Origin of the sequence: Reichenbachiella sp. MSK19-1 (assembly GCF_003590315.1) — a bacterium.
Classification (GTDB): Bacteria; Bacteroidota; Bacteroidia; order Cytophagales; family Cyclobacteriaceae; genus Reichenbachiella; species Reichenbachiella agariperforans.
Genome location: NZ_MIER01000016.1, coordinates 453,123 through 466,462 on the forward strand (window position 1 = coordinate 453,123; position 13,340 = coordinate 466,462).

Genomic DNA, 13,340 nt, shown 5'->3' on the forward strand with positions numbered 1-13,340 from the left:
ATAGAGAGCAGATAAACACTTAACCATTGGCTTAAAACCTTTTTCCTATCACCAGACCAATAGAAAAAACATCATAAAAATCTTTTAGTAGATAACTTCCTGAAATCGCGGCTTCCCATCCGTTAGATTCGATGAGTGCATATTCTGTAGTGAATCGAGCCACAGCGATGGTCTCGTGTGGGTCTGTCTCTAAGCCTGCGCCGAGGTAGGCTGTCCACTTGGGCAGGATTTCGTAGGTGGCTCCTAGTGTGAACACAATTACATTTTCACGTTCGACGAGGTTGGCATCACTGTCCTCTACTTTGATGTTGACGAGTTCTATGTCACCATAACTGGCGATGGCCCATTTTTCGCCTAACCAGTACTCGTAGGCATACCCCCAAGTAGGCGCCAGCGTCGTTTCTTTTTGATTTGTTTCTACATTTCTGCCCTCGGGTATCCAACTAGTACCTGCGAATAATGTAAGTTTATGTCGTTTGAATTCTTCCGTTTCTACAGTTTCTTCTTCTGCCTGTGCGTAGGATAAGTGGCTAGAGAATAATAGAATGACAATGAGAGGTTTGATAGAAAGTTTCATGGTTATGAAGGAAGTAGTTATCAATAAAGGTCACTTATTTAGATATAAATAGAAAGGAGATACAAGAATGAAAAAGCAAATTTTGATCTGCTTGATCTGGATTGGTGTTACAACTCTTACTTTTGCACAGCCACCGAGTTATGATCAAAAACTCGGAGAAGATGGCGCAAAGCAGATTGTTACGACAATCGGCCTCTATGAGGAGGAAGAGTTGACCGCCTATGTCAGTGAGGTAGGCAATCGTCTCACCAGGCAGCTAAGCAATAACCCTTTTGTCTATCAGTTTTTCATCTTAGACGAGCCCATCCCTAATGCCTTTGCTCTGCCCGGCGGGTATGTGTATGTGACACGTGGGCTGCTAGCATTGATAGACGATGTGGATCAGCTGGCCTGTGTGATGAGTCATGAGATCATCCATGTGCATCGCAGGCATAGTGTGAGGCAGATGAAAAGGGGTTTCTGGCCAGCAGTTTTACAGCTACCAGGGCTTTTGATTGGAGCAGTAGCGGGAGAGGATGTAGGTCAGATTATCAATACTCCGATCGCTGTGGGATCGAGTTTTTTTGAGGCGAAGTATAGTCGAAAGCATGAAACGGAGGCGGATGATTTGGGTGTGCAGCTCGCCACACGTGGAGGTTTCGATCCTAATGCCCTTAGCCCGATTTTGGCAAGGATAACGCAATGGGAGGAGGCTCGTACCGAGCGTGTGGAGGAGAAGAATTATTTTAGTAGTCACCCTTATACTCCCGACCGGATTCAGAACCTGAATGATGCCATAGCAGGTTTGACAGTTCAGTTAAATGAGATGCATCAGCAGTCGATATTGGATGTTTTATCAGACTTGCCCTTCGGTGAGAATCCTGATAAGGGAATATTTTTCGATAGTCTGTTTTTGCATCCCGTCATGGATTTTAGCATGGTTTTCCCATCAGGATGGACATATATCAATCAGCATAATGCTGTCGGGGCAATGAATGAAACCAAGGATGCTTTTCTCTTTCTGATGCTAGCAGACACTGCCAAATCACCAGAGCAGCATGGTATCGAAGTGATCGAAAGAGCGCACAACCTGAACAAAAAAGTGAAAAGTGAATCGGTACAGGTCAACAACAGAGATGCATTCCTAATATCTACTGTGGAGCAGGTAGATGGAGAGGAGATGCATGTACACTTTATCTGGATACAGTATGGCGATCAGGTGTTTAAGATCACTGCGATCAGGAGTGAAGACTTCAAAGAGGGACTTAAACAAGCTAGTCTATCCCTGCATCCGCTGACACCATCCGATAAAGCGAGATTATACCAAAAACGTCTAACTCTAGTAGAGTCTGTAGATGCAGAATCTATAGCTGAGCTAACTGCTCGGACCAACAATGTGCTTTCCCCCAACCTTCTCAAAATTCTGAACGGGCTGCCAGCGGATGAAGATTCTATTAAAGGCACTGTTAAGGTCGTTTCAGAGAGGCCGTATTTTGATGAAAATTCCGATGATTAGAATGGTAGTTGATCACGCACGTGCTGTTTCCAAATTTTGTATCCTTTAGGGTTAAGGTGGAGCATGTCATCTACGAATAGATCCGTCCTTGGTCTGCCGTCTGGTGTCAGCATGTGCTCGTAGATTTCTATCCAGTGCATGTGTTCATTGACCTCAGTGTGTGTACGTAGAAGTTCGTTGGTTTCGATGATTTTGCTTAGTAGGTATTCACGACTAGGGCTAGGCTTGATGGAGATTACAGTGATCTGTGCTGCTGGGTTATGATTTTTTATTTTCTCGGTTAGGAGAGAAAAATTCATGAGGATATCTTCTGGTGATTGCCCATTGCTTAGGTCATTGTCTCCACCGTAGAGAACGTAGTTTTTAGGACGAAAATTCTCAAACAAACGGTCGAAGTAAAACAAACACCACTGATAGGACGAACCTCCAAAACCGAGATTAATTGCTTTTTTGTCTGCGAGATCACTTTCCAAAGTATCCCATAGCCGTATCGTGCTGCTACCATAGAAAGAGATACAGTCTTGCTCGTCATGTGTTGTTAGTTTTTCTATCAATGCATCGACTTCATCTTCAAAGAGAAATTCGACACTCGTTTCGTTAGAGATATCGTTGGTTAGCTGCTGGGTGTCGTTTCTGAAGTCCATCTGATACTTTCGTAGAAAGGGTTTGACTTCAGTACAACCATACTCCTTCATTTTTTCACTGAGCTTGAAGGGCTTCTTGATCTCACAGGCAAACTTGTAAGCAGTGATTCGTTTGTCAAAGTTGGCCATGACGATCGGTACGATCAGGGGTTCTTTCTTGACTTTTTGTAGTACTTTGAAGAAGCCTGATTTGAAATGACTAGGCGAGTGCTCTGTCGGGTGAGAGCTACCTTCTGGACTGATGATGATGTTTTTCCCTTCATTGAGGGCATCATTGATCTGGTGGTAGAATTTCTGGTGGCGAATCTTTTTTTCTTCTATTGTTTCTACAAGTGCCTCCGAATCGGCTGTACTTACACTGATGAACCCGAGGTTGTCGTAGTAGTTTTCATGTGCGTATTCCTCAGATTTACCTAGTCTCACGATGCGTTGGGCATGTGCTCCATACTGTTCATAGACGAGTGCACTGAGGTAGTGAGAGTCGAGCGTGATCTGAAACTGGTTGGGTAGTGTGTAGTAGGGCTCGTTGAGTAGGTGGTTGTAGATAAATATACAACCTTGTTCCGTAGGCATATTCTCTAACCCTTTCAGGTAGATGGATGGGATAGAAAATGCTTTTTTACTCGCCTTGACACAATCTAACTGTATTTGGTCTACTGATTTTCCCTCCGTGTTTTCGGCTACACTACTATAGATGTCCTGTAGTGCATGGTAGAAGTTGGACTCTCGCTGTGTCTGGTGAAGGTTATCTAGGCAGAGTGATGCTAGGTTTTTTTCGGGACCGATTCCTTTGAGCTCCGTACGGTGGAGGATTTCGATGGCGTGTGGGATGGTTAGTTTGTTCTCTAGCAGTAGCGGTACCGCATGGAGCGGAGAGTGCACCATGAGTTTGGTACTGTTGCTGTTGATGAGTGTGCTGGCGACTAGCAGCTCTTCGTTGAACTGTGTAGCAATGAGTCGCGTGCGAACTGCACGCAACTGGTTGTTGATCAGCCAGAGGATGCGCTTTTGAAAACTGAGGGCGAATTTGGGATACTGCTCACAGTGCTTTTCCAAGTTGTCCTCTGGGATATAAAGGACAATAGCGTCTTTGGTGACATGAGAGGTCATGGCACTTTTGATGCCTAGCATGCTTGATGAACTGATGAGGTAGCCAGGTGTAGAGATCGACCGAAAGGGGACTTTATAGGGTTTATTGGTTTCGATACTGAAGTTCATACGCGAGTATTGTACCTCTCCAGACTCTAGTAGATAGATTCCTTTCTTTTCTTCGTCCTGTTTGATGATGACATCATTGACGAGATATTCTCGGCGCTGCATGGACTGAGCTAGTACAGCCAAGTCCTCTTCGTCAAAAGCCTCGAAGAAAGGGGACTGTAGCAGCAATATCACTTTATCGATTTCGTCCCGTTCGAGTTGTGCCAGATAGCCTTCGGATGATGTTTCTGTCGCCAGTGACTGTAATGCCGCGGAGGTGTTGGCAAATAGCTCACTGGTATCCTCGACGAATTTGTGCGACTGTATGTTGAGGAAGGTATAAAAAGCAATAGAGAGTACTATGTCATCATCGAGTAACGTGATTAAGTCCTTGGTTTGCCACATAATCAGTCGAGCCTCATCCGATGCGACACGTGCAGTGGTTTCGTTTCGGTAGGGTGCGATGAAAGCATCCATACCTATGGGGGCATATTTGGACTGACTCATGCCGGCTAGCAGCTCTTTGTCATTGCTGTGTAGGCTCTGATCGAAGTGTACCGTGCCTTCTAGTAGGATATAAAATTGATCTACTTTGCTGAATTGCTTTTTGAGAATGTCTCCCTTCTTTCGAATGACTATCTCCCCTTTGGGCATCAGTTGGTCAAGAGGACTAGGTAGTGTATCGGTCATCTGCTCGTTGCGGTTCTGTCTGATTGCAATATAGGTAAGCATGCTTTGATTTTATTAAATAGAAGGCCTGCTATTTCACATATTGTTGTAAATCGGTAGGAAAAAACATGGTAATAGTGAAATATTGATAACTGCATGCTTTTAGTTTCTAGTTGTCAAGGATGAAGGAGAATTGTCAAATCATTTTTATTTAATCCGATCAGTTAAGTAGTTTTGAATAGAATCAATCTGTAACCAAACCCACTCTTCTATGTTTTCTGTCAAAAATATATTTCTCTATTTTGTACTGCTCTGTCTGGGTGCTGCTGTGATGTACTTTTTTATTCATCAGGAAGTGACTGATGATAAGACGATCGTTGTGGACAAGGAGTCGCTGTACTACCATTCTCTATTTCGCTATGGTACGAAGCACGATAGTTTCAATGATAGTTTGGGACATTTGGATGGGGAGCATCTGGATGACTTGGTGGCAGATTATGTGCGGGATGAGGTGATGTTTAGAGAGGCCAACCATCGAGAGTTGGGCGAGAAGGATTCTGTGATACGCGCTTGGTTAATCGAGAAGATGGAGTTGTTGGTACATGGTATGATGCTGGAGCGAGTGGTGATGACTGAGGACGAAAAACGGGCACACTTTGAAGAAAACAAAGAAGACTATTTCATTTTACCAAATTACACTTTTGCGCATGTGTTTTTTGATAGCAAAAAGCACGGAGCGAAGCATGCGATGGAACTAGCTCATCTGGAGCGTGAAGATATTTGAATCAAAACGATATTGGCTTTGATGATGCCTCGGGTCGTGGTGATTTGTTTAAATACCATACGTTTTATACCAAGCGAAATAGTCAGTATGTGGCCAATCATTTCGGAGAGGATTTTGTGAATGAAATCGATAAGGCACCTATTTCGCATACGCATTGGACTGGGCCGTATGCGTCTAACAAGGGGTACCATTTGATCATGCTCACTGCTCGAAGTGAAGGTAGGTATCCAAACTATGAGGAGGTAGCCGATCAAGTGACTCAAGACCTACAGACGATCAAAGTAGCACGGGTGAATCAGATAAAAATAGAAAGACTGATAGATAGCTACACGGTGGTGATCGACGAGACGGTCAGGTCTAAATAGTCTAGTCTAGCTCCATGAAATAGACCAGGTGGTCGTTGATGTAATACTGATCGTTTACGATATGTAGTGGTAGAGTCAATGCGGGTTGTTTGTAGAAATCTAGTTGCAAGGTAGCTGGTTTATCCCCTTCAGTATTGATGATGGTGTAGTTCCCTTTTTTGGTGCCGTGGTATTTGCCTGCTGAGCCTATGAATATTCCAGTACGCTTGGTTTTGCTTTTAAACGAACCATCGTAATAGAGCCATATTTTGTTTTCTTGACTGGAACTTTCTTCTCTTTCAAAGGTGAAAATCATTTTTCCCGTCAGGTTTTTACGCCAATCGAACGTTTGATTCGCATCGGTGACCCTTGGCTTGGTGAATGAGACTTGGTTGAGCAGGGGCTCGATCTTGTTTTCAAACTCAGATATGTATTGCTGTGGGGTGTACATGAGCACGATGACACAGTAGCCGTATGGCCCACATTTAGCAATCAAGTAGCCTTTGTACATATTGTTCGTATTTGTTTGAACGGGGGCGATGAGAAGGTCTTCTGTCATGGTAGGTTTAGCGCGAAGCTGGATATCTAACTGAGGAGCTAACTCGAACCCAGATTTCCAGTTATTTTTGATTTTGTCTAAGCTCGTTTCGTTGACAAAATAGAGCGCAGTTGCTTCATTGGTAGAGTCGCTATACAGGGTGAAAATACCAGTGCCTCTAGAGAGGTAGCCTGTCCAGTGAGATGGAATCTCTAATTGTAGCCCATAGTGAGGTGCTAGTATGATTTCTCCACCTTTGTATGATTTCGTAGGCTGTACGATTTCTTGACCGAAGACGTCAAACAAAAACACGGAGGAAAATAGCCAGGTGATTAGTAAAGTTTTCATAGTTTCTAAAATGCTTCATTTATCCCGAAATAAAAACCAGACGCGCCCCCTTCTCCCCAGGCTATATCTAGATTTAAGTTGGCGCGTGATTTTTTATTAATCATGACACGTAGACCTGTACCGAACCCGAAATCTAAATATTCGAACAAGGATATATCACCATCTCGATAGCTTGCCGTAGTGGTGTTGACAAATACGACCGCTCCAAAAGTTTCTTTGTTTCGCTGTAGGGGCACTCGGTATTCTATCTCGCCGTAGACGAGATCTTCACCTCTAAAACGTCCCTGAGTGTAAGCTCGTCCCGATCGGCCAAACTGATCCCAGCCGACTGCTGGGAGATCGAGATAGGGTACATTGCCAGAGGTCACGAACCAGCCATACGTCCATACGGCGATCATGTGTCTGGGTCTTTTTTGACTCAGGTTAAAATAGTCACGATACTCCATCCAGAGTAGGCTGGAGGACTGATCGCTTCCTAAAAACGCTGGATTGACGCGAAGGTTGACGAAGGCATACCGACCATGATAGGGGTTGATGGCATTGTCGCGACTGTCGTAGAGGGTATTGAGACTGATGCCTGAAGTAGTATATTTTTCTGGAGAGAAATCTTTGGAACGACTATAAGCATAGTGACTTGTAATCACAGGAGGTATACTATCAAGATCTAGAAGCCTATCTTCTATCTGTGCATGGATATCGAGGTGATAACCGAGACCAAAATAGAAACGAGTGCTTTGATACCGTTTGAGGACTGTTTCGTGAATTCTTAAATAGTGAAAATCCATCATTTGTTCGTCTGGTATAGGGCTGCTAAATAGGCTTGGGTCGTAGGTAATACTTCCAGGATTGGTTGGTTTGGCAGACTGAGGACCTGTACCGAGACCATAGGTAGGTTGCGAGGTGATAAAATAGCGCCAGTCACCGAGCAGATTCCAACTGTCGTTGGCTAAGAACATATTGGTTTTGGCCGTGATGATCCATTGTTTTTTGGTGGTATAGATTATCGTCCCTAGCCCTGAGGAGATGTGTGTTGTCTCGGGGTCTCCCATATACCAGCTAGCCCCTGGCGCTAAGCCGAACATCCAGCCATTGGTCGGGTTAGATGCGATTGCTGGCAATGGGATGATGGAGAGTTTTCCATCTTTCTTCGTAGTTGTGCTGTCGCCATCGCTGGCATGAAGCACAGTGGTCATCGTCAACAATAGGAATAGTGTATATAGGATACGCATGAATCTTATTTTAGTGTAATTTAAGTTAATCAAGGTTGAAGATTACAGGCTTTAGCGTTTCTGGATTTAACTTACTCATTATTTTGTAAAACATGTCCTATAATCTAGTCAGGGTATAGGGATTCGAAACACAGATATTTATTAAGTTTATACAATCACTTACCTAAAAGAAGAATTATGATGAAATCAATGATTGCCTTGATTGGGGTTCTGTTAACACCTTTATTTATTCACGCTCAAGCGATTGAGTTTTCAGGTTATGGAGGGTATATGCTCAGCGGCAAAGCTGAATATTACCGCGGAGAGGTGGACGTTAAAAATTCAGGAGTCTGGGGTCTAACCCTGGGCTATGATATGGGGAATGGTACCCAAGTGCGGTTTTTGTACACTAATAGTTCTGCGGACTCGGAGACAGTGGATTATGATGCGATTCTATATCCCTATCATAACCTCACGCTCAAAATGGAAAACTTTCATATTGGCGTGGAAAAGTCATTGGGTGGCGATGAAGTTATTCGTCCTTATGGGGTGTTTGGTCTTGGTCTCACGAGCTATGCGCCGCAGGAGCAGGGTTATGAGACACGAGTGTTTTTTTCGATGGGACTTGGAGCTGGAGTGAAAATTTTTCCAACAGAGAAAATAGGTTTTAAAATGCAAGCTAGAATGTTTATGCCTTTGTTATTCGATGGAGTGGGCATCTATTGTGCTTCGGGTTCTGGTTGTGGTGGTGGTTCATCGTTTGCAGTGCCTATTGTGCATGGGGAGTTTAGTGGAGGAGTCATTTTTAGGTTAGAGAAGTAATCAGAGGAACTGTGTGAGTAGGAGGGTCATTTTTTGGAGATTGGTGGTTTTCTCTTGCTGTTTATGGAGCATGACTCCCGCTTATGCTCAAATTATAAAATCATCAGCTAGAGATGACGTAGACTCTGTAAAGATCAAAGCTGATCGCTTTTTGTTCATGGGGGATGAGGTGTTTTATATCCGTCGTGATACAATAATTCCGATTTGGGATACTACAGATTATTATATTCGAAAAAAAGATCTTGACCGTTCCAAGGTTTTCTATGATTCTATAGAGACTAAGATGTCACGATCTAAGATGTCTAGTATGGTTTATGACGCTCTTTTTGTCAACCCTAAGGATGGCAAAAGCGGACAATACGATGACGGAATGAGTGAATTTCGCTTCTTAGCCTATGAGGATAAGGTTATTTCACCTCTTAAATTCAAGCACATCAATATCTTCGGGTCGAGTTTTAACGATACCACGAGGAATAGAGTTGACAAGTACACTAATCTCATCAACAAAACACATATCCATACCCAAAAATGGGTGATTCGGAGTATGTTGACTTTTAAGGAAGGGGGTTATATCAATGCACAGGCATTGGTGGATTCGGAGCGTTTGCTTCGTTCTAGGCGTTTTATTAGAGCCTCTCGTATCATGTTGAACCCTGTCTATGGAGAGGATAGTGTGGAGGTACATGTTGTCACGCGAGATGTATTCCCATTTGCTCTGGCGATACGTCCTAACAATGGCAATGGGGCTTTGGTGGGGCTGAGCAATGTCAACATCGCTGGCTTAGGGCATAAGCTGGAGTATAATTATATATCTGATGGAGGGAGTGAAATCTACTATGATATCAACAACCTCTTTGCGACGTATATTGATATAGGCCTTGATTGGTCGTATCATTTTAGAAAGCAGGGATTTGGTGTTACGGGCTATCGAGGTTTCTTGACGCAGAACATTAGATATGCAGGAGGTATGGAGCTTAGTAAATTCATTTATGGTGATTATAGGTATGACCCTATAGCTGATTTTACCGAGACTTTTCACTTTGGTGTTAACCGTGCGATGCTGTGGCTTGGACATGCTATACCTGTAGATTTTAGATTAGGAGGGTTAGGGTTTTCTAATAGTACGAACTTTGTCGTGTCTGCTGGCTTGGATATGCAGGACTATTATGACAAGCCTTTTGTAAGTGCGGATAGCAATTATATTTTTCAAGATCGCTATAATTATCTGATGCAGGTGGGCTTGTCCTCACGGAACTACTACAAGGATAAATATGTAATTAACTACGGTCGTACGGAAGATATTCCGTCCGGAGCGGCTGTTAGTTTGGTGGTAGGGTTTCAGCGTAGAGAGTTTGTAGATAGATTTTTTGTAGGCGGTAATTACAGTCGAGGGGGTTATATTCATGGGTTTGGGTATCTGAATAGCAAGTTCTCCTTAGGAGCATTTTTGGATGGTAACCATATTGAAGACGGGGCTTTCAATGCGAACTTTGATTATTTCACTTCTCTACAGCGGGTGGGCTCGTTTCGTCTACGGCAGTTTGTGGATATTGCTTATTCACAAGCGATTAATCCCTCAGAGGATATTTATATCCGGGGACAAAATGAGTTGGGGATTAGAAACGTCTCAGGGTTTTATCTGAAAGGTACGAGTAAGTTAAATGTCAAATATGAAGCGTTGATGTTCACCCCTTTTAATGTTCTCAGTTTTCGTATAGCTGCTTTGATTTATGGAGAAGCGACCATGGTAGGCAATTCGGTCAATGATTTTTTTGATACTGACGTATATGCCGGTGTGGGTGTAGGGTTGACTTTTAGCAATGACAACCTGGCGATTTCTACAATCACTATGCGTTTGGGGTATTACCCTAATCTCCCCCTCAATGCGAATTCTAGCTGGTATGAACTCTCAACTAGCAATAGGTTGAGTTTTAGGGATTTTGATTTGGAGGGGCCAGAATTAATAGAGTTTAGGTAATGTTTGTGGTGAAGTTCAGGTTTCAACCCGTGATTGAAACCTGAACTAATTATTTAGTTATGCGAGGTAAAATTTTATTTTTTCCTTTCGTCTACTTCTACATTTTCATCTATTTTCTCCACTTTAATATCTAGACTTTCTTCTGTTGCAGGATTTCCTAATGAATACGTAATAGGCAAAATCATTCTTACGTTGACTGCTTTTCCTCTTTGCATCCCTGGTTTCCACTGGGGGCTGTTTCGAATAACTCTCAGCGCTTCTGTATCACAGCCACTTCCAATACCTTTCACAACTTTGGCTTCAGTTACATTTCCTTCAGTATCAATAACGAACTGGACGAATACTATGCCTTCTACTCCTGCTTCTCTAGCTGCGATAGGGTATTTCAGATTTATGCCGATGTATTCGTAGAATGCTTTCATTCCTCCTGATGGGGTTGGCTGGTCTTCTACGATATCGAATACATCATCAGCTACTTTTTTGTGCTCTACCAATTGTGCAAAATCATCATTGGCGACTAGTATTAGTCCTACTTTGTTTTCATTTTTATTGACATCCATCCATTGTACGGTGTTGGGGTCAATTCCTATTTGATCCATATCTATACTTTTTGAAGGCGCGTCGACTTGGATGTAATTAAATTTTTGATCTGGATATTCAGCTCTGAGTCTGTCCAGTTCCATTTGCGCGTTTTCTGGAATATCAGCGACCATTTCGGCAGAATCTACTACGTTTATTAAGTCGTCGTTACAGGCAACCATCAGACTTAGTAGCGTAAAACCTGCGATGGCAGTACTGGTTTTTAACCAATGGGTCTTTTTTAGTTTTTCATTCATCATGTTTATTCGTTTTATAGTTTGACTCTTTGCGAAGTAGTTACCACTAGCATATATGGTTCGAATGGTCATCTGAGCCAATAGTTGTTGGTAGCTTGATTTGTCTTCACGTTTTATTATTTCTTGATCCACGAGATATTCGTGGGTTTCTTGCTGGGAATTTTTGTACAGCCATATGATTGGGTTGAACCAAAACACACCTCTAGTCAGATAGAGTATCATCATGTCGAGGCTGTGCCATTGTTGGCTATGTACTTTTTCGTGCGCTATGATTTGGTGTTTGTCATTTGAATCTTCTACTTCACTTTTGTTTATGAATATCAACCGAAAGAATGAAAAGGACGGATGCAATTCGATCATGAAAACTGCTGAATTGGGGTATTCGTTTAGCCGTTTGGCATGGAATGAAAGTTGAATGATTTTAAGCAATTGATAAAGAAATGCTCCTAGCGTAATACAACTAACGATAACATAGAGTGAAAGTCCTACATCGATTGAGCTTATTGAATTTACTATGTGTTGTGATTCTCCAATCTGTATAGGAGGCAGGTGCAGAATAGGTACTGTATCAGCTAGTGTGGGTTCTGTATTATTGTCGTAGTTGAGCCGAACGAATGGTAAGCCCCATGCAGCTAAGGTGCTCATAAGAATGTATACTCGTTTCAGCTGAAAACTGTGTTCCTTGTGAAGGAAGACATAGTATATGATACCTGTGGTAATCAGTATGAAATTGGCCTCAAGCAGATAGTTAATCAGTGCTATTTTCATCTTTTGCTATGTTTTGTTTCACGTGTGTCATGAGTGCATCTAGATCATCGATATCCATGTTTTCTTCTTTGGCAAAGAATGAAACTAGGTTTTTGAAAGAACCGCCAAAGTACCCGCCTATGAAGGTCTGTAGAAATTGTTTGCTGTAATCAGTTTTTGAAATTTTGGGATAGTACTCATGTGTTTTGCCGTGAGCTGTGAAACCCACAAAATCTTTTTTGACCAAAATTCTTACAATAGTGGAGATTGTGTTGTAAGCGGGTTTTGGCTCGGGTATTTTCTCGATGATGTCGTGTACAAATCCTTGGTCTAAATCCCAAAGTATTTGCATGACCTGTTGTTCGGCCTTAGTAAGTTCTTTCATAACTAATTGTTTAGTTATATAGGGTTTAAAAAATGCCGATGTGTCTCAACGGCAGAATGAAGGTAAAACTAAAAGATTAGTTATACAACTATATAGACACAAAAAAACCTCAGCCATCCGACTGAGGTTCTGTAATCATGCTTATCTTTTGTACTTACAGTACGATACCGATAAAGGATTTGAAGGCGATACCCATGAGACCTGTGAGGATCATGGTGATCCCGAGACCTTTCAGTCCGTTTGGTACGTTGCTGTACTTCAGTTTTTCTCTAATAGCTGCTAGCGCAATGATCGCTAAGAACCACCCGAACCCAGAGCCAGAGCCATAAGCTGTAGCCTCGACAATTGTATAGTCTCTCTGAACCATAAAGAGTGATGCTCCGAGGATCGCACAGTTCACCGCGATCAGGGGCAAGAAGATACCCAGTGATCCATACAATGAAGGAGATACTTTTTCGATAATCATCTCAACCAACTGTACCATCGCAGCGATAATCGCGATGAACATGATGAAAGTCAAGAAACTCAGATCTATCGTCTCGAAGCTACTACCTAGCCAAGCTAGTGCACCTTCTTTCAATACATACTCTTGTAGTAGCCAGTTGATCGGCACGGTGATTGTCAATACGAAAATCACGGCTGCACCTAGACCCAGTGCGGTAGATACTTTCTTTGACACAGCGAGGAACGAACACATACCTAAGAAGTATGCGAAGACCATGTTGTCAATAAATGCGCTTTTTATGAATATATTAATTGCTTCCATGT

At 42.6% G+C, this 13,340-nt stretch carries 12 protein-coding genes; 5 read left to right on the plus strand and 7 right to left on the minus strand.

The annotated features are described in order from the left end of the window. Window positions 1–31: 31 nt before the first annotated feature. The gene (locus BGP76_RS14575; protein ID WP_119845225.1) at window positions 32–577 is read right to left on the minus strand and encodes a hypothetical protein; all 546 of its coding nucleotides are present in this window, start codon (window positions 575–577) and stop codon (window positions 32–34) included. Between the two features lie 67 nt (window positions 578–644). Here BGP76_RS14575 and BGP76_RS14580 point away from each other — a divergent pair, with 67 nt between their 5' ends. Further along, window positions 645–2,072 (plus strand): M48 family metalloprotease, encoded by a 1,428-nt coding sequence (locus BGP76_RS14580; RefSeq protein WP_119845226.1) that lies wholly within the window; start codon window positions 645–647, stop codon window positions 2,070–2,072. On the opposite strand, the gene BGP76_RS14585 is transcribed toward BGP76_RS14580, so the two are convergent. Next, window positions 2,069–4,645, minus strand: a complete 2,577-nt coding sequence (locus tag BGP76_RS14585) for a GDSL-type esterase/lipase family protein (RefSeq protein ID WP_119845227.1) — start codon at window positions 4,643–4,645, stop codon at window positions 2,069–2,071. The two genes, BGP76_RS14580 and BGP76_RS14585, sit on opposite strands and share 4 nt — an antisense overlap. A gap of 208 nt (window positions 4,646–4,853) precedes the next feature. On the opposite strand from BGP76_RS14585, the gene BGP76_RS14590 reads away from it, so the two are divergent. Then, the gene (locus BGP76_RS14590; protein WP_119845228.1) at window positions 4,854–5,366 is read left to right on the plus strand and encodes a hypothetical protein; all 513 of its coding nucleotides are present in this window, start codon (window positions 4,854–4,856) and stop codon (window positions 5,364–5,366) included. Beyond that, window positions 5,363–5,731 (plus strand): peptidylprolyl isomerase, encoded by a 369-nt coding sequence (locus BGP76_RS14595; RefSeq protein WP_119845229.1) that lies wholly within the window; start codon window positions 5,363–5,365, stop codon window positions 5,729–5,731. The genes BGP76_RS14590 and BGP76_RS14595 overlap by 4 nt, the downstream gene beginning before the upstream one ends. Window position 5,732: 1 nt before the next feature. Here BGP76_RS14595 and BGP76_RS14600 read toward each other — a convergent pair whose 3' ends face one another. Both BGP76_RS14600 and BGP76_RS14605 read right to left on the minus strand, forming a co-directional pair. Then, the gene (locus tag BGP76_RS14600) at window positions 5,733–6,596 is read right to left on the minus strand and encodes a hypothetical protein (RefSeq protein WP_119845230.1); all 864 of its coding nucleotides are present in this window, start codon (window positions 6,594–6,596) and stop codon (window positions 5,733–5,735) included. 5 nt (window positions 6,597–6,601) lie between these two features. Then, complete coding sequence (locus tag BGP76_RS14605; RefSeq protein WP_119845231.1) at window positions 6,602–7,825, minus strand: BamA/TamA family outer membrane protein; 1,224 nt, start codon at window positions 7,823–7,825, stop codon at window positions 6,602–6,604. Window positions 7,826–8,002: 177 nt separating this feature from the next. Between BGP76_RS14605 and BGP76_RS14610 the strand changes: the two genes are divergently transcribed. Both BGP76_RS14610 and BGP76_RS14615 read left to right on the plus strand, forming a co-directional pair. Then, window positions 8,003–8,626: an outer membrane beta-barrel protein gene (locus tag BGP76_RS14610; protein WP_119845232.1), complete on the plus strand. Its 624-nt coding sequence runs from the start codon at window positions 8,003–8,005 to the stop codon at window positions 8,624–8,626. A 283-nt stretch (window positions 8,627–8,909) separates the two neighbouring features. Then, entirely contained in the window at window positions 8,910–10,604 is a 1,695-nt protein-coding gene (locus tag BGP76_RS14615; protein WP_147407481.1) for a hypothetical protein, read from the plus strand. Window positions 10,605–10,678: 74 nt separating this feature from the next. Here the strand turns inward: BGP76_RS14615 and BGP76_RS14620 are convergent, their stop codons facing one another. The 3 genes from BGP76_RS14620 to nqrE form a co-directional block, all read right to left on the minus strand. Next, the gene (locus tag BGP76_RS14620) at window positions 10,679–12,208 is read right to left on the minus strand and encodes a TonB family protein (RefSeq protein WP_119845234.1); all 1,530 of its coding nucleotides are present in this window, start codon (window positions 12,206–12,208) and stop codon (window positions 10,679–10,681) included. Then, window positions 12,189–12,572, minus strand: a complete 384-nt coding sequence (locus tag BGP76_RS14625) for a BlaI/MecI/CopY family transcriptional regulator (RefSeq protein WP_073121521.1) — start codon at window positions 12,570–12,572, stop codon at window positions 12,189–12,191. Before BGP76_RS14625 ends, BGP76_RS14620 begins: the two co-directional genes overlap by 20 nt. Window positions 12,573–12,726: 154 nt before the next feature. Beyond that, window positions 12,727–13,338 (minus strand): NADH:ubiquinone reductase (Na(+)-transporting) subunit E, encoded by a 612-nt coding sequence (nqrE, locus tag BGP76_RS14630; RefSeq protein WP_073121519.1) that lies wholly within the window; start codon window positions 13,336–13,338, stop codon window positions 12,727–12,729. Window positions 13,339–13,340: the final 2 nt, after the last annotated feature.

What these genes read in the sequence shown, in the direction of transcription:
- BGP76_RS14615 (WP_147407481.1), top strand. Translation starts at nt 8,910, where the DNA reads ATGTCACGATCTAAGATGTCTAGTATGGTTTATGACGCTCTTTTTGTC.
- BGP76_RS14600 (WP_119845230.1), bottom strand. Translation starts at nt 6,596, where the DNA reads ATGAAAACTTTACTAATCACCTGGCTATTTTCCTCCGTGTTTTTGTTT.
- BGP76_RS14575 (WP_119845225.1), bottom strand. Translation starts at nt 577, where the DNA reads ATGAAACTTTCTATCAAACCTCTCATTGTCATTCTATTATTCTCTAGC.
- nqrE (WP_073121519.1), bottom strand. Translation starts at nt 13,338, where the DNA reads ATGGAAGCAATTAATATATTCATAAAAAGCGCATTTATTGACAACATG.
- BGP76_RS14610 (WP_119845232.1), top strand. Translation starts at nt 8,003, where the DNA reads ATGATGAAATCAATGATTGCCTTGATTGGGGTTCTGTTAACACCTTTA.
- BGP76_RS14605 (WP_119845231.1), bottom strand. Translation starts at nt 7,825, where the DNA reads ATGCGTATCCTATATACACTATTCCTATTGTTGACGATGACCACTGTG.
- BGP76_RS14625 (WP_073121521.1), bottom strand. Translation starts at nt 12,572, where the DNA reads ATGAAAGAACTTACTAAGGCCGAACAACAGGTCATGCAAATACTTTGG.
- BGP76_RS14620 (WP_119845234.1), bottom strand. Translation starts at nt 12,208, where the DNA reads ATGAAAATAGCACTGATTAACTATCTGCTTGAGGCCAATTTCATACTG.
- BGP76_RS14590 (WP_119845228.1), top strand. Translation starts at nt 4,854, where the DNA reads ATGTTTTCTGTCAAAAATATATTTCTCTATTTTGTACTGCTCTGTCTG.
- BGP76_RS14585 (WP_119845227.1), bottom strand. Translation starts at nt 4,645, where the DNA reads ATGCTTACCTATATTGCAATCAGACAGAACCGCAACGAGCAGATGACC.
- BGP76_RS14580 (WP_119845226.1), top strand. Translation starts at nt 645, where the DNA reads ATGAAAAAGCAAATTTTGATCTGCTTGATCTGGATTGGTGTTACAACT.